Here is a 20,488-nt window from a genome sequence, read left to right as displayed (position 1 = left end):
CCCCCGCGAAGGAGAAATCGGGCGTGACCATGGCTGCCGCGCAGGAGGATGCGCCAAGAACGCGGGTGGCGCCCCGCCGCCCGGGGCTGATGCGGCGCATCATCCGCCACCGGGCCGACTACCTCTACATCCTGCCGGCGTTCGCGGTGATGCTGCTGGTGATCGGTTACCCGATCTACGACACGGTCTACCTGTCCTTCTTCAACACCCCGCCCAGCCTGGCGATGGCCGACAAGACCTTTGTCGGCCTCGACAACTACAGCCGCATCCTGGGCAGCGACAGCTTCCGCGAAGTCACCATCAACACCCTGATCTGGACGGTGTTCTCGACGGCCTTTGCCTTCATCCTGGGGCTCGGCGCCGCGCTGTCGCTGAACAGCTCCTTCATCGGCCGCGGCATGCTGCGGGGGCTGTTCCTGATCCCCTATGTGATCAGCGCCGTCGCCGCCTCCTATGTCTGGCGCTGGCTGTATCACAGCGATTTCGGCGTGATCGGCGCGCTGTCGGTGGCCTTCGGCATCACCGAGACGCCGATCAACTTCCTGGACAACGTCCACACCTCGCTGCCCTCGCTGATCGTGGTCAATATCTGGAAGGAGTTCCCCTTCGCCATGATCATGCTGCTGGCCGGGCTGCAGACCGTGCCGGACGAGCTGCACCGCGCCGCCAGGGTCGACGGCGCCGGCATCTGGCAGCGCTTCTGGCACATCACCATGCCGCATCTGAAGGGGGTGACGATGGTGACCGTGCTGCTGCTGCTGGTCACCAACCTGAACGGCTTCACCATCCCCTGGATCATGACCGGCGGCGGTCCGGCCGGGTCGTCCGACATCTGGATCACCCAGATCTACCAGCTGGCCTTCGGCCGCATCCGCTTCGGCATCGCCTCGGCCTATTCGGTGATCCTGTTCGTGGTGATGATGGGCCTCGGATACTTCTATGTCCGGGCCCTGACCCAGGGCGAGAGGAGGCCGGAATGAGCGCCGTGACGCTTGAGCGGCGCCCCGCCCCGAAGCGCCGCCGTGGCAAGGCCGGCGGCTGGGGCGTGGCCCGCATCGTCTACCTGGTCCTGCTCGGCATCTTCACCGTGCTGCCGATGGCCTGGATGCTGCTGACCTCGGTGAAGACCCAGTTCGCCGCGCTGCAGTATCCGCCCGAATGGATCCCGTCCGAGCCGACGCTGGAGCAGTACACGCGGCTGCTGTCACCCACCAACGAGGTCGGGCAGGAGTTCCTGCACTACCTGCTGAACAGCGTCATGGTGTCGACCGCGACCACGGTGCTGGGCGTCGTCATCGCGGTGCCGGCGGCCTACGCCTTCTCGCGCTTCCGCTTCCCCGGCCGCAAGCTGCTGTTCTACGCCGTGCTGGTCCGGAACATGTTCCCGGCCGTGGTCTTCCTGATGCCGCTGTTCATCATGATGAAGTGGATGGGGCTGGTGAACACGGCCTGGTCGCTGATCCTGACCTACCTGACCTTCGGCCTGCCGCTGTCGATCTGGCTGCTGAAGGGCTTCTACGACAACATCCCGCCGCAACTGGAGCAGGCGGCACGGATCGACGGCGCCACCCGGTTCCAGGCCTTCATCTTCGTGGTCATGCCGCTGTCCACGCCCGGCATCATCGCCACCGCGATCTATTCCTTCGTTCTGGCGTGGAACGAATACGTCTATGCCCTGACCTTCATCAACGACAAGAGCAAGCTGACGCTGCCGGTCGGGCTGGAACGCTTCTTCACCGAATACGCGACCAACTGGCCCGGGCTGATGGCGGCCTCGTTCATCATGAGCGTGCCGGTCGTCGTGCTGTTCCTGGTCCTGCAGAAATACTTCGTCCGTGCCCTGACCGAGGGCGCGGTCAAGTCCTGACGAGAAGGGGAGCCGATGGCAGAGGTGGTCCTGCGGGACGTGGTCAAGCGGTATGGCGACCTGACCGTCGTCGACCATGTCTCGCTGACGGTCGGCGACGGCGAGTTCGTGGCCCTGGTCGGCCCGTCCGGCTGCGGCAAGACGACGACGCTGAACCTGGTCGCCGGGCTGATCGAGCTGAGCGACGGCGACATCCAGATCGGCGACCGGCTGGTCAACGACCTGGACCCGAAGGACCGGGACATCGCCATGGTGTTCCAGAACTACGCCCTGTACCCGAACAAGACGATCTACAAGAACCTGGCCTTCCCGCTGAAGATGCGGAAACTGCCGAACGCCGAGATCGAGACCAAGGTCCGGGCCGCGGCAAAGCTCTTGGACATCGAGCATCTGCTGGAGCGGCGGCCGCGCGAGCTGTCGGGCGGACAGCAGCAGCGCGTCGCGCTGGGCCGGGCCCTGGTGCGCGACCCGCGCGTGTTCCTGATGGACGAGCCGCTGTCGAATCTGGACGCCAAGCTACGCACCCAGATGCGGGCCGAGCTGAAGCGCTTCCACCAGGATCTGCGGGCGACGGTGATCTACGTCACCCACGACCAGATGGAAGCCGTCACCATGGCCGACAAGATGGCGGTGATGAGCGGCGGCGTGCTGCAGCAATACGACACGCCGGAGCAGGTGTTCGAGCACCCGGTCAACACCTTCGTCGCCGGCTTCGTCGGCAGCCCGGCGATGAACCTGGTGCGGGCCCGCGTCGCCGACAACGGCACCGAGATCGAGAGCCCGGACGGCTGGCGCACTGCGCTGTCCGACGCCAATGCCCGCAAAGCCCTGGCGGCGACTGATGGCGAGATCGTGCTGGGTGCGCGGCACAGCACCATCCGGCTGCACCGCGAGGCGGTGCCCGGGGCGGTTGCCGGCCGGGTCTACACGGTCGAGCCGACCGGCGACATCACCTACGCCCATGTCCATCTGGGGTCGGCCCCGCTGGTGGTCAGCGTCACGCCCGACGTCAAGCTGGGGATCGACCAGCCGGTCTGGCTCGAATTCGACCAGCAGAAGCTGCACCTGTTCGACGGCAGGACCGGACGCGCGCTGCCGGCCGCCTGACCAATCACCGGCCCCGCCAAGCGGGTCGGATCTCGAAGGGAAGGACGATTCCGTGAAGATCACCAATCTGCGCACCGCCGTCATCGCGGGGAACTTCCCGTGGGTGCTGGTGAAGGTGGAGACCGATGCCGGCATCACCGGCCTGGGCGAGGCGTATTGGGGCGCCGGGGTGGCCGAGCTGGTGCACAAGGCCAAGCCGATCATCATCGGCGAGGACCCGGTCAACATCGGCAAGATCGTCGAGATCCTGATCCGCTGCCTGTCCGGCGAGGGCTCGCAGGCCGGCGCCACTGTCACCGCGATCAGCGGCATCGAGATCGCGCTGTGGGACCTGCTGGGCCGGGCGCTGCAGACCCCGATCTCGACCTTCTTCGGCGGCCGCTTCCGCGACAAGATCCGGATCTATGCCGACTGCCACGCCGGCGACACGCCGGAGCCGTCTTCCTATGCCGCCAAGGCGCGCGAGGTGGTGGCGGACGGGTTCAGCGCCATCAAGTTCGATCTCGACACCCGCAATCCCCACACCATCGACATCTCCGACGATCCGAACCCGCGCCGGCAGTGGTTCGAGCCGTTCAACCGCACCATCGGGTCGCGCGAGATGGCCTGGATGGTCGATGTCGTCCGCGCCGTGCGCGAGGCGGTCGGGCCCGAGATCATGGTGGCGATGGACGCGCATTGGAAGTTCGGGGTGAACGACGCCATCAAGCTGGCCCAGGCGCTGGAGCCCTTCGACCTGCTGTGGCTGGAGGACCCGGTGCCGCCCGAGAACATCGAGGCGCAGCGCCACGTCACCCATTCGACCCGGACGCCGATCTGCACCGGCGAGAACCTGTACCGCAAGCATGGCTATCGCGAGCTGATCGAGAAGCAGGCGGCCCGGATCATCGCCCCGGACATCCCGAAGATGGGCGGGCTGGCCGAGGCCAAGAAGGTCGCCGACCACGCCGACCTCTATTACATCCCGATCGCGCCGCACAATGTGGCGAGCCCGATCGGCACGGTGGCCGGCGCCCATGTCTGCGCCGCCATGAACAACTTCCTGGTGATGGAATTCCACGCCCATGACGTCGAGTGGTGGAGCGCCATGGTCGATGGCGGCCCGCCGATCGTCGACGGCTTCATCCATTTGAACGACCGGCCGGGCCATGGCCTGACCCTGAACGAGGACGTCGCCAGGGCGCATCTGCAGAAGGGATCCAGCTATTTCGGCGACGAGCCTTAGCCGTCGCTCTCCCCTCTCCTGTCATTGCCGGGCTTGACCCGGCAATCCAGCGGGTATCGACGCTCTCTGGATGCCCGGGTCAAGCCCGGGCATGACAGACAGGGGATCCAGAATTCGTTGATCTTCAAAACGAAAGCAGACCCAGAATGATCGAGACCAGCGACATCAAGCGGCCGCCGGCGGAATGGTCGGCGGCACTGCAGGCGATCGGCGCCGCCACGGCCAGCAGCACCCTCGCCCATATGGGCATCCGCAACACCCATATCGGCGGCCCGGTGGCCTGGACCAAGGGCAAGGCGATCGCCGGCCCGGCGCTGACGCTGCAGTTCATGCCGAAGCGCGAGGACCTCTACGGCGAGGACGAATACGCCGAGCCGGAGAAGCAGCTCCACCGGCACGTGCTGTATCACGCGCAGAAGGGCGACATCGTCGTCGTCGACGCCCGCGGCGACATGAAGAGCGGCGTGTTCGGCGACATGATGCTGACCTATTTCAAGGGCCGCGGCGGCCTGGGCGTGGTGATCGACGGCTGCATCCGCGACTATCCCAACACGGGGCGGCTCGACCTCGGCTTCTGGCTGCGCGGCGTGACCCCGAACTTCCACACCCAGACCGACCTGATGCCTTTCGGCGTCAACATCCCGATCGCCTGCGGCGGCGTGCTGGTGATGCCGGGCGACATCATCGTCGCCGACGATGACGGCGCCGTGGTGGTCCCGGTGGCGCTGGCGCCGGAGGTGATCGAGAAGGCCACTCACCACCATGAATGGGAGGAGTTCTCGCGCGAGCGCCTGTCCGAAGGCGGTGACCTGCGCCGCTACTACCCGCTGAGCGACGCCGCCCGGCCGGAATACGAGGACTGGCTGCGGAGCAAGGGCCGGGCGCCGTAGCGCCCGCCCTGCCCATCCTCACATCCGGTCAGACTTCGAAATAGGCCGGCCGGTCTATATCGGCGAGCAGCCCGGGCTGCTGCGGCTGCCAGCCCAGCCAAGCCCGGGTCCGCTCGCTCGAGGTCGGGACGTCCATCCCGGCGAACATCGCGAACCAGCCGAAATGCGCCGCCGCCTCTTCGGGCGATTTGCCGGCCACCGGCACCCCCAGGCGGCGGCCGATCACCTCGGCGATGTCCCGGAACGGCACGCCCTCCTCCGCGATGGCGTGATAGCGGGTCTCGGCAACGGAGCCTCGCTCCAGCGCCAACCGGTAGACACGGGCGGCGTCGGAGCGGTGGACGGCGGGCCAGCGGTTGAGGCCCTCGCCGATCATGGCCGACACGCCCTTCTCGCGGGCCAGCTTGATCAGGATCGGCACGAAGCCATGGTCGCCGTCGCCATGGACCGAGGCCGGCAGGCGCACCACCGCGGCGCGCACGCCCCGCGCCACCTGCTCGGCGGCCGTCGCCTCGGACATGCGGGGATAGGCGGCGGAGGTGGGAACCGGCCCATCCTCCTCGGTCCCGACCGGGCCCGCCGCCACCACCGCGGCCCCGGAGGTGACCAGCAGCGGCCGGTCGGAGCCTGCGAGCACGGCGCCGAGCGCCTCGATGGCGCGCCGGTCGACCGCGCAGTTCTCTGCGAATTTCGAGAAGTCGTGGTTGAAGCCCGTATGGATCACGCCATCCGCCTGGGCGGCGCCGCAGCGCAGGCTGTCGAGATCCTCGAGATCGCCTCGATGCGGCTGGGCGCCCGCGGCAAGAAGGGCTTCGGCGCCCGCATCGGACCGGGTCAGGCCGAGCACCTGATGGCCCGCGCCGATCAGCTCGCCGACAACGGCCGAGCCGACGAAACCGGTGGCGCCGGTAACGAAGACACGCATCGCTCTGTCCTTGATGTGATGCCAGAGGCCGCCTTGTGGCCTATCGTGAGGATAGGCAGTTGGGAAAGACGATCCATGCTGCAGAATCCGGATTATCTTCGCGATCGTCCGGGGCACATTCCAAATCAGGCGTTGAGCGCCTGCAGCACCCGCTGCGGCAGGAAGGGATAGTGCCGGAGCCGTACACCGCCGGTGAGCCGGGCCACCGCATTGGCGATCGCTGGACCGATCGGCGGCAGGCCGGCCTGGCCGATGCCGCCGATCGGAGCCTCGGGCGTCGGAAGTATGGCGACCTTGATGTCGGGTGCCTCCGACATCCGCATCACCCGATAGGTGTCGAAGTTCGATTCCTGCACCTCGCCGTCGATGATCGTAATCTGCTCGAACAGCGCATGGCTGGCGCCGTTGGTGATGCCGACGATCATCATGGCTTCGATGTTGCGCGGCTGGACGGCCACCCCCGGATCGACCGCGCACCATACCGTGTGCACCCGGATCTCGCCGCTCTGCCGGTTCAGCGACACCTCGGCGATCTGGGCGCAATGCGAGCCGAACGCGTCGGAATAGGCGAGGCCCAGCGCCCGCCCGTTGCGGGGGCGATCCCACTCCGCCATCTGCGCAGCGGTCTCGATGACCCTGCGCGCCCGCGGCTGGTCCTTCAGCAGCTCCAGCCGCAGCGCCAGGGGATCGGCGCCCCTGGCCGCCGCGATCTCGTCGACGACGCATTCGATGGCGAATCTGGTGTAGCCGACGCCGACCGCGAACCAGAAGCCGACATCCAGCCCGTTGTCCTGGCGGATGTATTCGATCCGATGCCCCGGGACGGCGTAGTTGAACTGCGCGCCCTCGGTCACGACGTCGTCGTGGCCGCCTTCGCTCTCGAACAGCCGGGGCAAGGTCCGGGCGAAGATGGAATCCGCGACGATGCGATGCCGCCAGCCGACGATGGTCCCGCCGGCATCGAGCCCGACCTGCAGGTGTTGCGCCGCGAGCGGCCGGTACTTGTCGTGCCGGACGTCGTCTTCACGGCTCCAGATCACCTTGACCGGGCGGCCTTCCACCGCCTTGGCCAGCGACACCGCGTCGACGATGAAGTCGGCCTCCGCCTTGCGGCCGAAGCCGCCGCCGAGCAGGGTCGTGTTCACCTTGACCTTGTCGGGGGTGGTGCCGGCCACCTCCGCCGCGAAGCCCTGGGTGCCCGTCGGCCCCTGTGTCGGTGCCCAGATTTCCACCCTGTCGCCGGTCACGAGCGCCGTGGCGTTCATCGACTCCATCGTCGCATGGCAGACGTGGTCGCTCATGTAGTCGACCGCAATGATCGTCGCGGCCCCAGAGATCGCGGCCGGTGCATCGCCGACCGCGTGAGCGGTGACGACCGCCTGGGCGAAGTCGCGGCCGACGGTGCGATACTCGTCCAGCAGCCGATCGCTGGTGTAGCGGCGGACCCGCGACGACGTGCTCCAGGTTACGTCGAGCAGGTCCTTGGCCCGCTTGGTCGCCTCGACCGTCTTGCCGATGATGCCTACGCCATAGGGCAGCGGCACGATGCGCAGGATGCCCGGCACACCCTGGGCCGCGGCGTCGTCGATCGCTTCCGGCCGCTCGCCCTGAACGGGTGCGCGCAGGACCGCTCCGTACAGCATGTCCGGACGCTGCACGTCGATCCCGTAAATCGCGGTGCCGTCGACCTTCGAGGCAATGTCGACGCGGCTTATTCTCGGATTGCCGATATAGCGCCATTGCTCGCGAGGCTTCAGATCGGCGACGGTCGCCTGCGGCAGCGGATCGGGCAGCGCCCCGGCCTCTGCGATCTCGCCGTAGCCGAGCGAGCGGCCCGATGGCGCGTGCACGACCCGGCTGGGCTCGGTCGTCAGCTCGCCCACCGGGACGTTCAGCATCCCGGCGGCGCTCGCCAGGATGATCTTGCGGGTCTGGGCGCCGATCAGGCGCAGCATCTCGTAATAGCCCCGCGTGGATTCGCTGCCGCCGGTGAGCTGAATGCCGTAGAAGCCCGGATTGCCATAGGTCTCCGCGTCGGACGGAGCCTGGACGATGCGGACCCTGTCCCAATCGGCATCCATGTCCTCGGCGATCAGCAGCGGCAGCGTCGTCATGATCCCCTGCCCCATCTCCGAGGCGGGCGACCTGATGGTCACCGTGCCGTCGCCGGCGATGGCCACCCAGGCATTCGGGCGATAGTCGCCCGCGGCCGACGCCGCCGCCGGAACGCCCCAAGCCTCCTCGGACAAGCCGCCGAAGGTGACGGCGATGCCGACGCCCCCGACGGTGACGAGAAAGCTGCGCCGAGACAGCGCATCGACACGAAGCTGCAGCGTCATGGCTCAGGCCTCCCGCGCGGCGCGCTGGATCGCGCTGATGATCCGCACATAGGTGCCGCAGCGGCAGATGTTGCCGTCCATATGCTCGACGATCTGGTCGCGGCTGGGGCTGGGATTATCCTTGAGCAGCGCCGCCGCCTGCATGATCTGACCGGACTGGCAATAGCCGCATTGCGGCACCTGCTCGGCGATCCAGGCCTTCTGCAGCGGATGGCCGGCATCCGGCGAGAGGCCTTCGATCGTGGTCACCGCCCTGCCCGCCACGTCCTGAAGCTGAGTGATGCAGGAGCGCGCCGGCGCGCCGTCGATGTGGACGGTGCAGGCGCCGCATTGCGCGATGCCGCAGCCGAACTTGGTGCCGGTGAGCTTCAGATGCTCCCGGATCACCCATAGCAACGGCGTGTCGAGCCCGACGGCGACATCCACCGCCCGCCCGTTGATCGTGAACGCTGTCATCGATACTGCCCTTGTCTGGGATCACCTCTGCGGAATGACCGCACGATAGGAGTCCCGGAGAATACGATCTATGCTGCGAAGTCCGCCTTATCTTCGCGATCGTCCGGGATAGCCCATGGATCCGCTGTCAGACGTGCTGTCTCTGCTGAAGCCCCGCAGCTATCGCTTCGGCGGCTTCGAGGCCGGCGGCGACTGGTCGATCCGCTTCCCCCGGCACGACGGGATCAAGTGCTACACCATCGGGTCCGGCGAATGCTGGCTGGCGATGGAGGGTGTCGACGCCGGCCCGGTGCGCCTACGGACGGGAGACTGCTTCCTGCTGCCATGGGGACAGCCCTTCCGGCTGGCCAGCGACCTGGCTTTGGCGCCGGTCGACGCCATGACGATCTTCCCCAGCCCCCGCAGCGGCGGCATCGCCCTGGTCGGCGGCGGCGGCGACTTCTCCGTCGTCGGCGGTCACTTCGTGCTCGACGGCAGCCACGCCCGCGTGCTGCTGCGCGCGCTGCCGCCGATCGTCCATATCCGGTCGGAGCCGGACCGGGCGGCGCTGCGCTGGTGCATGGAGCGCATGGGGCAGGAGTTGCGCGAGCGGCAGCCGGGCGGCTTCCTGGTGGCGCAGCACCTGGCCTATACGATGCTGATCCAGGCCCTGCGGCTGCATCTGGCGGAAGGGCCGAAAGCCGGTGTCGGTTGGCTGTTCGCCCTGGCGGACCGGCGGATCGGCGGGGCGATCACCGCCATGCACGACGACCCGGCGCAGCGCTGGACGCTTCAGACGCTGGCGGCGCGGTCCGGCATGTCGCGGTCCAGCTTCGCCTTGCGGTTCAAGGAGACGGTCGGCGAGGCCCCGCTGGAATACCTGACGCGCTGGCGCATGCTGCTGGCCGCGGACCGGCTGATCCACTCCGGCGATCCCGTCTCCGCCATCGCCCTGTCGCTCGGCTACGAATCCGAAAGCGCCTTCAGCACGGCGTTCAAGCGGGTGATGGGTTGTTCGCCAAGGCAGTATGGCCGCGGCCAGATTGTCTCCCATCTGCGGGGACGGGGCGATATGGCGATGAGCACGGACGACATCATGGCGCTCACCCGGGAGGGCTGAACGACCATAGCGTTGCCTGATCACCGACGGGTGTTCCTGACCCCGCCCTGGCCGGAGATCTACGGCACCGATCCGGAGCGGCGCCACGGCCTCGACGCTGCCCTGGCCGAGTACGAGCGGCTGCTCGAGGCCTATCCGGCGCTCGGCTACGAGGTCGTGGTCCTGCCGAAGGCGAGCGTGACCGAGCGAGCCGAGTTCGTCCTGGCGACGCTGGCGGCTTAGCTATTTCGGCGGCAGGGTGCGGACGAAGGCGAGCGCGGCATCCAGGAGCCGCCGGCGCAGCGCGTCGTCGCCATAGGCCGCGGCACCGGCCCGGACCCAGCCCGGCATGGGACGGCCCTGCATGACCATCGGCGCGACGCCCGGCTGCTCCAGCGCCCAGCCGTCGTTGCCCTTGCCGAGGCGGACCAGCATGCTGTCGAGCCGGGCGCCGCACAGCAGGTTGCCGTGCAGCAGCCAGGCCAGGCCGCCGAACATCCGCTTTTCGTCCAGGCCGGGCTCGGCGCCCAGCGCCTCCCGCACCAGCTCCTCCAGCCCCGGATCCCGAGCCATGCCGCCCTCCCCGTTTCAGTCCGGCGCCGCCACCTTCTCGGCGATGCCACGGTTGCGGGTCAGCATCGCCATCACCGCCTCCCGCGCCTTTCGCGGGTCGCGGCCGCGGATGCCCTCGGCAATCGCCATATGATAGTCGGCCGAGGGGCTGTAGGCATATTCCGCCGCGATGCCGTGGGCCGAGACCAGGAACTGCACCCGCAGCAGCACGTCGAGCGGCCGGGCGAAGCCGGACAGCAGCCGGTTGTGCGAGGCGTTCAGCACCGCCAGGTGGAAGGCAACGTCGGTGTCCAGCACCTGCGGCATGGTCTCGACCGCCAGCCGCGCGGCCAGGGTGACGATCGCCTCCGCCTCCTCATCCGTGGCGCGCAGGGCCGCCAGCTCGGCCGCCTGCGGCTCGACGATCTCGCGCAGCTCGGAGATCTCGACCAGGAAGCGACCGATGCCGTCCGGCTCGCGCAGATGCCAGGCCAGCACGTCGGGGTCGAGGATCGACCATTCCTCGCGCGGCCGGATGCGGGAGCCGTAGCGCCGGGCGCGTGCGGATCAGCCCCTTGCCGGCCAGGACCTTGATCGCCTCGCGCATGGCGTTGCGGCCGACCGCGTATTCGGCGGCCAGCTCGGTCTCGGTCGGCAGCGGCCGGTCGGCGGCATAGCGGCCGGCGACGATGGCGCGGCCCAGCGTCTGCACCGTCTGGCGCACCGCGCCGCCCGCGAGCGAACGGCCGGAGGCGCCGGACAGGGTGCGCTCCAGCAGCGCGGCCAGCGCCTCCGGATCCTGGGCTGCCGGATCCTGAGCTGAAGGTCCGCTGGTGGGGGAGAGCCGCCGATCCGCCAATGCCGCGCCGTTGAAACAGGTTAGAAAATGCTCGCCGACGTCGTCATCGGACACCAGCGGGAAAGCTTGAGATAGGGTAGCAGCACCCGGTGCGCGGCGTCATCCCCGATGCGGGACAGCGCCTCGACCGCATAGCCGCGGACATAGCGGTTCGGATCCTCGGTCAGCACCCGGCCGAGCGCCGGCACCGCGGCGGCCGCCGCCTGCCCCATCCGCGCCAGGCCGAGCACCGCGTCGAAACGGACCTCCGCATCGGCATCGTCCAGGGCGCGGGCCAGCGCGGCGACGGTCAAGTCATCGGCCGATTTCAGTCCCAGCGCCTCGACCGCGGCGATGCGCAGATGCGGGTCGGCATCGCCGGCGGCGGCGATCAGAGCGTCGCGCACCTCCGGCCCGGTGCCGGCGATCTCGCCGAGGGCGAAGGCGGCGAATTTGCGCGACCGGCCGGCGCCGGTCCGCAGCAGGCGCAACAGCTCGGGCACCGCGGGCGCCCCGATCTCGACCAGGCCGTAGATGGACGACAGGGCGATGCAGTCCTTCGGCGTCAGCCGGCCGGAATCGCTCTTGTTCGAGCCATCCTCCGGATCGCGGCGTGTGTCGGCCTCGACCCGCTGCAGCAGCGCCGGTAAGGCCGCTTCGCCGATCGCGCCCAGGGCATAGGCGGCGTCGAGCTGCAGCGCCTCGTCGTCGCCGTCGAGATGCGGCAGCAGCGCCGGCACCAGCGCCGAGGCGGCTGGGCCGAGATCGGCGATGGTCGACATCGCAACGGCAGCGTCCGCCGGCGTGCCGACCAAAGCCGCACGCAGGGCGTCGGGATCGGCCGCGCCGCCGGCCTGGGTGCCACCGGTCAGCCAGCGCCAATGCGCCTTCCAGGCCGCCTCCATGGCGAAAGACGGTGCCTGTTCCGGCGCCCGCCAGGCCGGGTCGCCATGCGGCCAGGCCGGAGCTTCGACCGGCGCCATGCGGATGAACTCGAACTTCATCATGAACCGCTTGTCGGCGGTCAGGTTCTTCATCTTCCGGTGCCAGATGTCGTAGTGGATCATCAGCACCGAGCCGGCGGGGCCGGAGCCGTTGCGCTCAAGCGCGTCCGGGTCCTGGATCCCGGCGGCGAGCAGGTGGCTGCCCGGCACCACCCCGGTCGGCCCCAGCTCGGCCGGCGTGTCCTGCGGGTAGTACATGATCATGACCCAGCGCGGCCGGTGGTTCCGCACCCGGCGCATGTAGCCCCAGTAGCTGTCCTTGTGCCAGTTCTGGATCGGCGAGCCGGGCGGGTTCTTATGCAGGGCCCGGTGCGGGTGCATGATGTAGTCTGGCCCCAGCACGCTGGTCAGCGCGCCCTTCACCACCGGATCCTCGAACACGGCATTGATCTCCGGCACCAGCGGCAGCAGGTTGTTGCCCGGGTTCTCGTGCCGGTCGGCGCCGATCAGGTCGTCGAAGCGCTGGAAGACCTGGTCGTGGAACGACTTCGGCAGCGCCGTCTGCAGCACCAGATAGCCGTTCGCCAGGAACTGCCGGATCTGCGCATCGGTGAGGAGGCGCGGCGCCTCGGCCTGCGCCGGAACATGCATGTCCATGGTTGTATCCTTCCCGCCTCTTCCGATTGGCTTGTCCAATGATGCGACTCTAAATGGGATTTAGCAATATGTCCGCTCCTCTAAATCCTCCTTAACGTTACCGTCCCCCGAACCCGGAATTCATGGCGATGCCGCTGAAGATGTAGCGCTGCAGCAGGATGGTCAGGCACAGGCCCGGGATCATCGAGATCGCGGCACCGGCCATCAGGTAGTTCCACTGCGTGCCCTGCTGGGTCTGGAACATGGTGAGGCCCAGCGGGATGGTGGCGTGCTCGGTGCCGTTCACGATGATCAGCGGCCACAGAAAGCTGTTCCACTGCGCCGTGAAGGTGAACAGGGCCAGGAGGCCGAGCACCGGCAGCGACATCGGCAGGATGATGCTGACCAGGATGCGCAGCCGCGAGGCGCCGTCGCACAAGGCCGCCTCCTCCAGCTCGCGCGGGATGGTCTTGAAGAACTGGCGCAGCATGAAGGTGCCGAAGGAGCCGAAGGCCACCGGCAGGATCAGCGCCTGGAAGGTGTTGACCCAGTCCAGCCTGCTGATCAGCAGGAACAGCGGGATCACCAGCACCACCTGCGGGATCATCAGCGTCGAGAGATAGGTCAGGAACAGCGTGTCGCGGCCGACGAAGCGCAGCCGGGCGAAGGCATAGGCGGCGAGGCTGGAGACGGTCAGCACGATCACGGTGACGGCGGCGGAGACCATGGCGCTGTTCAGGAAGAAGCGGCCGAACGGCAGGTACACCCAGGCGTCGAGGAAATTGCCCCATTGCCATTCGCTGGGCAGCAGCCGCGGCGGCACGGCCAGCACCTCGCCATTCGGCCGGATGGCGTTGGTCAGCATCCAGAAGAACGGGAACAGGAAGGCCAGCGCCACCAGCGCCATCGCCCCCTGCGACACCAGCGTGCCGGCGGTGACGGCGCCGGCGTGCTTCGGCCTAGTCGTCATAGTGCACCCATTTCCGCTGCAGCCGGAACTGGAACGCCGTCAGCGCCATGATGATGACGAACATCACCCAGGCGATCGAGGACGCGTAGCCCATCCGGTAGGTGGTGAAGCCGTTCTGGTAGATGAAGAATCCGAGCGTCGCGGTGGCGGCGCCGGGCCCGCCGCGGGTCATGGAATAGACCTGATCGAACACCTGCAGCGCGGTGATCGCGGTCATCACCGTGCCGAAGAACAGGGTTGGCGAGATCAGCGGCAGCTTGATCCGCCAGAAGCTCTGCCAAGCAGTGGCGCCGTCGATCTGGGCGGCGTCGAGATAGGTCTGCGGGATCGATTCCAGCGCCGCCCCGAACAGCAGCAGGTTGTAGCCGAAGCCCGACCACAGCGAGACGATGACGATCGCCTGCATCGCCCAGCCGGGATCGACCAGCAGGTTCGGGATCGGCAGGCCGAGCGACTGCACGACCCAGTCCATCAGCCCGCCCGGGGTGAAGATCAGCACCCAGACCAGCGAGGCGCCGATCATCGGGGTGAAGGTCGGCAGGAAGAAGATCAGCCGGAAGAAGCGCTTGCCCCAGCGCAGGCTGGAGATCCAGACCGCCATGCCGACCGCCAGCACGATGTTCAGCACCAGGTATTCGGCCGTGTAGAAAAAAGTGTTGAGCAATGCCCGGCCGAAGCTGGGATCGACGGTGAACAGCCGGACGTAGTTGGCGACCCCGACGAACTTCGGCTCGGCCAGCAGCCGCCAGTTGGTGAAGCTGAGCGCCAGCGACGCCACCAGCGGGAACAGCAGGAAGGCGAGGAAGCCGAGCAGGCTGGGCAGCAGGAACCAGAAGGCGGCCCGCCCCTCCGCCCGGAAGGCCCGGAGGCGCCGCCGGGCCTGCGGGACGACCGCCGCCTGCGCCCCGAGATCCTGGGCCTGCACCGTCATTCTGCGGCCAGGCCCTGCACGGTGTTCAGCACCTCGGCGCCGCTCTGCGACCCGCCATAGGCCAGCGGCGCATATTGCTCCAGCAGCTCGTACACCGTGTTCCAATTGGCGGTGGTGCGGTAGGGCTGGGCGGTCTTCAGCGCGAAGTCGATGGTCTCGCGCGCATTGGCGACGCCCTGCGCCGCGACGTCGTACCAGTAGCCCTGCTGCGCGATCCGGCCCGGGAAGGCACGGCCCTGCGACGCCAGGTACTGCTCCGCCTCCGGCCCGGTCAGCACCTGGATTGCCTTCCACGCCAGGTCCTTGTGCGGGCCGGCCTTGTTGATGCCGAAGCCCGAGCCGGCGGTGAAGGTGATGCTGCCGGCCTTGCCGGCGGGCAGCGGCGCCAGCCCGACCGGGAAGTTGGAGGATTTGCGGATGTTGATCATCTCCCACGGGCCGGTGACGTACATGGCGACGTTGCCGGCCAGGAAACGGCCGCGGGCGATGTCGCCGGAGGGCTGGCCGCTGGCGGCGATCACCGGCGCCACCTTCTCCTTGGTCACCAGGTCGACATAGGACTGGAAGGCAGCCTGCAACTCGGCGTCGCCGAAGTTCAGCGCTCCGTCCTCGGTCAGGTACCTGGCCCCGTCGGACAGCGCGAATTCCAGCCAGTCGCCGGAGGTGACGGCGAAGCCGTAATGGCCGTCCTGGCTCAGAGCCTTGGCCGCGGCCAGGAAATCCGCCCGGGTCCAGCCGGACTTCGGCGGCTCGACCTTGTACTTCGCGAACAGGTCGCGGTTGTAGTAGACGACCAGGGGCCCGAAATCATAGGGCAGCGCGTAGAGATGGCCGTCATAGCTGAGGCCATCGAGGATCGATTTGTCGAACTGGCCGAGGTCGAAGCCGTCCTTCACATGCTCGTCGAGCGGCTCGAACAGGGTGGTGAAGCCGGACAGGCGCAGCGACTGGATGCTGACGATGTCCGGCAGCGTGTTCGACGCGGCCAGGGTCGGCAGCTTGGTCCAGTAGTCGCGCCAGGGCGAAGTCTGCAGCTCGACCTTGATGTCGGGGTACTGGGCGTTGACCAGCCCGGCGACGTGCTGCCAAGCCGCGGTCTCGGCGTCGGTGCTGCTCCACATCTGCCAGGTCAAAGTCACCGGCTCGGCCCGGGCCGAGAGGGCGGACAGCGACAGGGCGGCGGCGGCCACCGTCAGAATGGTCGTCAGCGTCTTCATGGCGTTCGTCCTCCTGCTGCGGCCCGCCTTCTGCCGGGCGGGCGCTTGATGGATGGTGCCGGCCGAAGCTCAGCCGTCCTTCACGACCGGCTCGTCGCGCCAGGCGCTGCCGTCGGGGAAGCGATGGGCCCGGAGCGAGGCGGGCTTCATGGCGATGGAATAGCCAGGCGCGGTCGGCACGGCATAGCAGCCGTTCTCGATCCGCACAGGGTCGACGAAATGCTCGTGCAGATGGTCGACATATTCGATGAAGCGGCGATCCTTGCTGCCGCTGACCGAGATGAAGTCCCACATCGACAGGTGCTGCACGTATTCGCACAGGCCGACGCCGCCGGCATGGGGGCAGACCGGGACGCCGAACTTGGCCGCCATCAGGATGATGGCCAGGTTCTCGTTCACCCCGCCGACCCGGGCCGCGTCGATCTGGCAGAACCCCATGGCCGTGGCCTGCAGGTACTGCTTGAACATCACCCGGTTGTGGACGTGCTCGCCGGTCGCGACCCGGGTGCCGTAGCGCCGCAGCACCCGGTCGATCGCGGCATGGCCGAGGATGTCGTCCGGGCTGGTCGGCTCCTCCACCCATAGCGGCTTGAAGGGCAGGAGCGCGACCGACCATTCGATCGCCTGGCCCACATCCCAGACCTGGTTGGCGTCGACCATGAAGGTCAGGTCGTCGCCGATCTCGGCGCGCACCAGGGCGGCGCGGGCCAGGTCGGCCTCGCGATCGGCGCCGACCTTGATCTTGAACGCCTTGAAGCCCTGGGCCAGCGCCTCGCGCACCAGCCGGCGGATCTTGTCGTCGCTGTAGCCGAGCCAGCCGGCACTGGTGGTGTAGGCGGGATAGCCCTCGGCCAGCAGACGCTCGATCCGCTCCGCCTTGCCGGCCTCCTGTCGGCGCAGCAGCTCCACCGCCTCATCCGGCGTCAGGGCGTCGGTGATGTAGCGGAAGTCGATGCAGCGCACCGTCTCCTCGGGCGTCATGTCGGCCAGCAGGCGCCACAGCGGCTTGCCCTCGGCCTTGGCCCAGAGGTCCCAGATCGCGTTCAGCATCGCCGCGGTGGCGAGCTGCATCACCCCCTTCTCCGGCCCCAGCCAGCGCAGCTGGCTGTCGCCGGTCAGGCGGCGGTAGGTGGCGCCCATGTCGCGGATGAACTCAGCCAGGTCACGGCCCAGCACCGCCGGCTTCAACGCCTCGATCGCGGCGCAGACGATGTCGTTGCCGCGGCCGATGGTGAAGGTCAGGCCGTGCCCTTCCAGCCCGTCATCGGTCGACAGGATCACATAGGCGGCGGAATAGTCGGGGTCGGGATTCATGGCGTCCGACCCGTCCAGCGCTTTCGCGGTCGGGAATCGGATGTCGAGGACGCTGATCCGGTCGATTTTCAAGGGTGTCTCCGTCCCAGGACGGCGCGCCATGACAGCGGCCCGAGCGACGTTCCACAGCCGCTTCTCCGGCGGCTTTGCCCCGCCGATCGACGGCAGAGCGCTGGCATTAGGGCGTGACCCCGGATAGGCTGTCAAGTGGTCAGGCCAGCTCAAATGGGATTTAGAAGAAGATTCTTTTGGCGCCGTCCGGGCCGATGGTGAGACCTTCGAGCGGCAGGGCAGGATGCCCCTTCAAGCGGTCGTCAATCGCAAGCTCTACATCCAGATCGCCGAGCAGATCACGGCGGCGATCAAATCCGGCGAGTTCAAGCCGGGGCAGCAACTGCCGTCCGAGCGCGACCTGGCGCACGAGCTGGGCGTCAGCCGCCCAACCGTGCGCGAGGCGCTGATCGCGCTGGAGGTGGCGGGGCTGGTCGAGGTCAAGATCGGGGTCGGCGCCTTCGTCCGCACCGCGGCCAGGCCCGGCAGCGCCCTGCCCGAGGCCGACCATTCGGCGCTGGAGATCATGCAGGCCCGGGCGCTGGTGGAGCCGGAGCTGGCGGCGCTGGCGGCCCGGCACATCACCGCCGAGGGCCGGGCCGAGCTGGCCGGCATCGTCGCCGCCATGCGCGGCCAGACGGCGCGGCGGGAATGGTCGCAGGAAGCGGACCGGGCCCTGCACCTGCTGATCGCCGAGCATTGCGGCAACCAGGCGCTGCGGGAGATCGCCCTGACCCTGTGGCGCGGCCGCGAGGAAGGGCTGAGCGCCGCCTTCCACCAGCATCTGGCCCGCCAGCCGGCGCTCCTGGACCGGATCATGGCCGACCATGACGGCATCGCCGCCGCGATCGCCGCCGGCGACCCGGACCGCGCCCGGTCGGCGATGGCGGCGCATCTGGACTATGTGCAGCGGGAGATGCTGACGGTCTGGGATTGAGACGGCTTCAATGCCATTCCTGGATCGATCGATGCCCATTCGGCAATAGAACCGGATCGAACCCGCTCCTAGGGTTGCGCCCGAAGGCTTGCACAGCCGAATCCCGGGAGGAACCCGATGGCCGTCGCCATGGCCGCCTACCTCTTCGTCGCCGGCGAGATCCGCCGGGTCGGGCTGAAGCGGTGAGGGGGCCGATCCGGCCCCTCCCCTTTCGCCACCGGCGGCAGACGGGGCACACTCCGCCCCTGACTGACGCGGGACGCCCACCGATGTTCGACCTGAACCAGCTGCGCTGCTTCGTCGCCGTCGCCGAGGAGCTGCATTTCGGCCGAGCCGCCGCCCGGCTGAACATGACCCAGCCGCCGCTGAGCCGGCAGGTGCAGATCCTCGAGCGCATCCTCGACGTCGCGCTGTTCGAGCGGACCAGCCGGTCGGTGCGGCTGACCCCGGCGGGGCAGAGCTTCCTGGTCGAGGCCCGGCGGCTGCTGAAACAGGCCGAGGGCGCGGCGCTGCTGGCCCGCCGCGTCGCCGCCGGCCGGGCCGGCGCGATCGGCATCGGCTTCACCGCCACCTCGGCCCATAGCTGCCTGCCCGACCTGGTCGCCGCCTGCCGCCGCCGGCTGCCCGACGTCACCCTGGTGCTGCGCGAGATGGTTTCCGGCGACCAGTTCGAGGCGCTCGGCAACGGCCAGATCGATGCCGGGCTGCTGCGGCCGCCGGTGGTGCAGGCCGGCACCGCCAGCTTCCGCGTCGCCGAGGAACGGCTGATGGCCGCGCTGCCGGAGGACCACCCCCTCGCCCAGGCGCCCAGCCTGTCGCTGCGCGACTTCGCGGGGGAGCCCTTCATCATGTATGCGCCCTACGAGGCGCGGTATTTCCACGACCTGGTGATCGAGCTGTTCGCCCGCTCCGGCCTGCTGCCGGACTATGTCCAGCATCTCAGCCAGATCCACTCGATCCTGGCCCTGGTGCGGGCCGGCCTCGGCGTCTCGATCGTGCCCGAGGCGGCGCTGCACCTGTACAGCCGGGGCGTGGTGCTGCGGCCGCTCGATCTCGCCTCGCCGCGCTCGGCCGAGCTGTACATCGCCTGGCGCCAGGACAACGACAATCCGCTGCTGCCGGCGATCCTCGACATCGCCCGCGGCCTGGCGGAGCAGCATCGCCCAGCCGATACCGAAGTCGCATCGATCGATCCAGCAATCGGGTTGGAACGGAATTGATCCGGACGTTAGAACGGGATCGACCTTGATTTCGATGCCGGGAGGACGATTGATGGCCAGGATGACCCCGAATGAGATGGCGCAGCGGCTCGGCTCCGGCCTGCTGTCCTTCCCCGTCACCCCTTTCGACCGCGACAACGCCTTCGACGCGGAGCGCTACCGCTCCAATCTCGACTGGCTGTGCGGCTATGACGTCGCCGGGCTGTTCGCCGCCGGCGGCACCGGGGAGTTCTTCTCGCTGGCGCCGTCCGAGGTCGAGACCGTGGTCAGGACGGCGGTGGAGGAGACCCGCGGCCGGGTGCCGGTTCTCGCCGGCGCCGGCTACGGCACCGAGATCGCGAAGCAGATGGCGGCGGCGGCGGAGCGGGCCGGCGCCGACGGCGTCCTGCTGCTGCCGCCCTATCTGGTGCATTCGGAGCAGGAGGGGCTGGCCGCCCATGTCGAGGCGGTCTGCGCGTCGACCAAGCTCGGCGTCATCGTCTACAACCGCGACAACGCGATCGTGACCGAGGACACCCTGGCCGGGCTGTGCGAGCGCTGCCCGAACCTGGTCGGCTACAAGGACGGCATCGGCGATATCGAGCTGATGACCCGGGTCCAGCTGCGCATGGGCGACCGGCTGACCTATATCGGCGGGCTGCCGACGGCCGAGACCTACGCCCTGCCCTATCTGGAGATGGGCGTGACCACCTATTCCTCCGCCGTGTTCAACTTCGTGCCGGAGTTCGCGACCAAGTTCTACGCGGCGGTGCGCCGCCGCGACCGCGAGACGGTGCAGGCGGGCCTGCGCGACTTCATCCTGCCGCTGCTGACCATCCGCAACCGCCGCAAGGGCTATGCGGTGTCGATCATCAAGGCCGGGATGCGGGTGATCGGCCGGGATTCCGGCCCGGTGCGGGCGCCGCTGCACGACCTGACCGAGGCCGAGACCGAGCAGCTGGCGGCCCTGGTGCGGGGCCTGGCGCGGAGCAGCTTCGCCGCCGCGGCGTAA

21 protein-coding genes are annotated in these 20,488 nt (G+C 68.5%); 10 read left to right on the top strand and 11 right to left on the bottom strand.

Features of this window, described 5'->3' with window-relative positions:
- Positions 1-29: 29 nt before the first annotated feature.
- The 5 genes from QFZ27_RS19495 to QFZ27_RS19475 all read left to right on the top strand — a co-directional run bounded on the left by QFZ27_RS19495 (position 30) and on the right by QFZ27_RS19475 (position 5,089).
- Entirely contained in the window at positions 30-980 is a 951-nt protein-coding gene (locus QFZ27_RS19495) for a carbohydrate ABC transporter permease (RefSeq protein WP_429232477.1), read from the top strand.
- The gene (locus tag QFZ27_RS19490) at positions 977-1,867 is read left to right on the top strand and encodes a carbohydrate ABC transporter permease (RefSeq protein ID WP_429228049.1); all 891 of its coding nucleotides are present in this window, start codon (positions 977-979) and stop codon (positions 1,865-1,867) included. Before QFZ27_RS19495 ends, QFZ27_RS19490 begins: the two co-directional genes overlap by 4 nt.
- Before the next feature lie 15 nt (positions 1,868-1,882).
- Complete coding sequence (locus QFZ27_RS19485; protein ID WP_429228048.1) at positions 1,883-2,974, top strand: ABC transporter ATP-binding protein; 1,092 nt, start codon at positions 1,883-1,885, stop codon at positions 2,972-2,974.
- A gap of 52 nt (positions 2,975-3,026) precedes the next feature.
- Positions 3,027-4,199 carry a mandelate racemase/muconate lactonizing enzyme family protein gene (locus QFZ27_RS19480; RefSeq protein ID WP_429228046.1) on the top strand — a complete coding sequence of 391 codons (1,173 nt, stop codon included), beginning with the start codon at positions 3,027-3,029 and terminating at the stop codon, positions 4,197-4,199.
- A 146-nt stretch (positions 4,200-4,345) separates the two neighbouring features.
- Complete coding sequence (locus QFZ27_RS19475) at positions 4,346-5,089, top strand: ribonuclease activity regulator RraA (protein ID WP_429228045.1); 744 nt, start codon at positions 4,346-4,348, stop codon at positions 5,087-5,089.
- A 28-nt stretch (positions 5,090-5,117) separates the two neighbouring features.
- Here QFZ27_RS19475 and QFZ27_RS19470 read toward each other — a convergent pair whose 3' ends face one another.
- From QFZ27_RS19470 to QFZ27_RS19460, 3 genes are all read right to left on the bottom strand, one after another.
- Entirely contained in the window at positions 5,118-6,014 is an 897-nt protein-coding gene (locus QFZ27_RS19470) for an SDR family oxidoreductase (RefSeq protein WP_429228044.1), read from the bottom strand.
- A gap of 125 nt (positions 6,015-6,139) precedes the next feature.
- Positions 6,140-8,353, bottom strand: coding sequence for a xanthine dehydrogenase family protein molybdopterin-binding subunit (locus tag QFZ27_RS19465; protein ID WP_429228043.1), 2,214 nt, complete (start codon positions 8,351-8,353; stop codon positions 6,140-6,142).
- A 3-nt stretch (positions 8,354-8,356) separates the two neighbouring features.
- A complete protein-coding gene (locus QFZ27_RS19460; RefSeq protein WP_429228042.1) occupies positions 8,357-8,809 on the bottom strand; it encodes a (2Fe-2S)-binding protein in 453 nt (150 codons plus the stop codon).
- Between the two features lie 115 nt (positions 8,810-8,924).
- Between QFZ27_RS19460 and QFZ27_RS19455 the strand changes: the two genes are divergently transcribed.
- Both QFZ27_RS19455 and QFZ27_RS19450 read left to right on the top strand, forming a co-directional pair.
- A complete protein-coding gene (locus tag QFZ27_RS19455; RefSeq protein ID WP_429228041.1) occupies positions 8,925-9,908 on the top strand; it encodes an AraC family transcriptional regulator in 984 nt (327 codons plus the stop codon).
- 12 nt (positions 9,909-9,920) lie between these two features.
- Positions 9,921-10,130 carry an AAA family ATPase gene (locus QFZ27_RS19450; RefSeq protein WP_429228040.1) on the top strand — a complete coding sequence of 70 codons (210 nt, stop codon included), beginning with the start codon at positions 9,921-9,923 and terminating at the stop codon, positions 10,128-10,130.
- On the opposite strand, the gene QFZ27_RS19445 is transcribed toward QFZ27_RS19450, so the two are convergent.
- The 8 genes from QFZ27_RS19445 to QFZ27_RS19410 form a co-directional block, all read right to left on the bottom strand.
- Positions 10,131-10,460, bottom strand: coding sequence for a TfoX/Sxy family protein (locus QFZ27_RS19445; protein WP_429228039.1), 330 nt, complete (start codon positions 10,458-10,460; stop codon positions 10,131-10,133).
- 15 nt (positions 10,461-10,475) lie between these two features.
- Positions 10,476-10,934, bottom strand: a complete 459-nt coding sequence (locus QFZ27_RS19440) for a FadR/GntR family transcriptional regulator (protein ID WP_429232476.1) — start codon at positions 10,932-10,934, stop codon at positions 10,476-10,478.
- Positions 10,816-11,151: a GntR family transcriptional regulator gene (locus tag QFZ27_RS19435; RefSeq protein WP_429232475.1), complete on the bottom strand. Its 336-nt coding sequence runs from the start codon at positions 11,149-11,151 to the stop codon at positions 10,816-10,818. The genes QFZ27_RS19440 and QFZ27_RS19435 overlap by 119 nt, the downstream gene beginning before the upstream one ends.
- Positions 11,152-11,318: 167 nt before the next feature.
- Positions 11,319-12,878, bottom strand: a complete 1,560-nt coding sequence (locus QFZ27_RS19430) for a HEAT repeat domain-containing protein (RefSeq protein ID WP_429228038.1) — start codon at positions 12,876-12,878, stop codon at positions 11,319-11,321.
- A gap of 97 nt (positions 12,879-12,975) precedes the next feature.
- Positions 12,976-13,827, bottom strand: a complete 852-nt coding sequence (locus QFZ27_RS19425; protein ID WP_429228037.1) for a carbohydrate ABC transporter permease — start codon at positions 13,825-13,827, stop codon at positions 12,976-12,978.
- Positions 13,817-14,758 (bottom strand): carbohydrate ABC transporter permease, encoded by a 942-nt coding sequence (locus tag QFZ27_RS19420; RefSeq protein ID WP_429228035.1) that lies wholly within the window; start codon positions 14,756-14,758, stop codon positions 13,817-13,819. The genes QFZ27_RS19425 and QFZ27_RS19420 overlap by 11 nt, the downstream gene beginning before the upstream one ends.
- Positions 14,755-15,975 carry an ABC transporter substrate-binding protein gene (locus tag QFZ27_RS19415; RefSeq protein WP_429228033.1) on the bottom strand — a complete coding sequence of 407 codons (1,221 nt, stop codon included), beginning with the start codon at positions 15,973-15,975 and terminating at the stop codon, positions 14,755-14,757. The genes QFZ27_RS19420 and QFZ27_RS19415 overlap by 4 nt, the downstream gene beginning before the upstream one ends.
- A 69-nt stretch (positions 15,976-16,044) precedes the next feature.
- On the bottom strand, positions 16,045-17,361 hold the full coding sequence (locus QFZ27_RS19410) for an L-fuconate dehydratase (protein ID WP_429228031.1): 1,317 nt from the start codon (positions 17,359-17,361) through the stop codon (positions 16,045-16,047).
- A 223-nt stretch (positions 17,362-17,584) separates the two neighbouring features.
- Between QFZ27_RS19410 and QFZ27_RS19405 the strand changes: the two genes are divergently transcribed.
- The 3 genes from QFZ27_RS19405 to kdgD all read left to right on the top strand — a co-directional run bounded on the left by QFZ27_RS19405 (position 17,585) and on the right by kdgD (position 20,488).
- On the top strand, positions 17,585-18,277 hold the full coding sequence (locus tag QFZ27_RS19405) for a FadR/GntR family transcriptional regulator (protein ID WP_429228029.1): 693 nt from the start codon (positions 17,585-17,587) through the stop codon (positions 18,275-18,277).
- 269 nt (positions 18,278-18,546) lie between these two features.
- Positions 18,547-19,497: a LysR family transcriptional regulator gene (locus QFZ27_RS19400; RefSeq protein WP_429228027.1), complete on the top strand. Its 951-nt coding sequence runs from the start codon at positions 18,547-18,549 to the stop codon at positions 19,495-19,497.
- A gap of 52 nt (positions 19,498-19,549) precedes the next feature.
- Positions 19,550-20,488, top strand: coding sequence for a 5-dehydro-4-deoxyglucarate dehydratase (kdgD, locus tag QFZ27_RS19395; protein WP_429228026.1), 939 nt, complete (start codon positions 19,550-19,552; stop codon positions 20,486-20,488).

It is taken from the genome of Inquilinus ginsengisoli (assembly GCF_050434925.1).
Classification (GTDB): Bacteria; Pseudomonadota; Alphaproteobacteria; order DSM-16000; family Inquilinaceae; genus Inquilinus; species Inquilinus ginsengisoli_B.
The sequence above is the reverse complement of the archived record's forward strand: the minus strand, read 5'-3'. Positions and strand labels throughout refer to the sequence as shown.

Coding starts and splice junctions, on each gene's coding strand:
- QFZ27_RS19475 (WP_429228045.1), top strand. CDS start 4,346: ATGATCGAGACCAGCGACATCAAGCGGCCGCCGGCGGAATGGTCGGCG.
- QFZ27_RS19430 (WP_429228038.1), bottom strand. CDS start 12,878: ATGGACATGCATGTTCCGGCGCAGGCCGAGGCGCCGCGCCTCCTCACC.
- QFZ27_RS19415 (WP_429228033.1), bottom strand. CDS start 15,975: ATGAAGACGCTGACGACCATTCTGACGGTGGCCGCCGCCGCCCTGTCG.
- QFZ27_RS19455 (WP_429228041.1), top strand. CDS start 8,925: ATGGATCCGCTGTCAGACGTGCTGTCTCTGCTGAAGCCCCGCAGCTAT.
- QFZ27_RS19490 (WP_429228049.1), top strand. CDS start 977: ATGAGCGCCGTGACGCTTGAGCGGCGCCCCGCCCCGAAGCGCCGCCGT.
- QFZ27_RS19445 (WP_429228039.1), bottom strand. CDS start 10,460: ATGGCTCGGGATCCGGGGCTGGAGGAGCTGGTGCGGGAGGCGCTGGGC.
- QFZ27_RS19465 (WP_429228043.1), bottom strand. CDS start 8,353: ATGACGCTGCAGCTTCGTGTCGATGCGCTGTCTCGGCGCAGCTTTCTC.
- QFZ27_RS19420 (WP_429228035.1), bottom strand. CDS start 14,758: ATGACGGTGCAGGCCCAGGATCTCGGGGCGCAGGCGGCGGTCGTCCCG.
- QFZ27_RS19400 (WP_429228027.1), top strand. CDS start 18,547: ATGTTCGACCTGAACCAGCTGCGCTGCTTCGTCGCCGTCGCCGAGGAG.
- QFZ27_RS19495 (WP_429232477.1), top strand. CDS start 30: ATGGCTGCCGCGCAGGAGGATGCGCCAAGAACGCGGGTGGCGCCCCGC.
- QFZ27_RS19460 (WP_429228042.1), bottom strand. CDS start 8,809: ATGACAGCGTTCACGATCAACGGGCGGGCGGTGGATGTCGCCGTCGGG.
- QFZ27_RS19485 (WP_429228048.1), top strand. CDS start 1,883: ATGGCAGAGGTGGTCCTGCGGGACGTGGTCAAGCGGTATGGCGACCTG.
- QFZ27_RS19425 (WP_429228037.1), bottom strand. CDS start 13,827: ATGACGACTAGGCCGAAGCACGCCGGCGCCGTCACCGCCGGCACGCTG.
- QFZ27_RS19470 (WP_429228044.1), bottom strand. CDS start 6,014: ATGCGTGTCTTCGTTACCGGCGCCACCGGTTTCGTCGGCTCGGCCGTT.
- kdgD (WP_429228026.1), top strand. CDS start 19,550: ATGGCCAGGATGACCCCGAATGAGATGGCGCAGCGGCTCGGCTCCGGC.
- QFZ27_RS19405 (WP_429228029.1), top strand. CDS start 17,585: ATGCCCCTTCAAGCGGTCGTCAATCGCAAGCTCTACATCCAGATCGCC.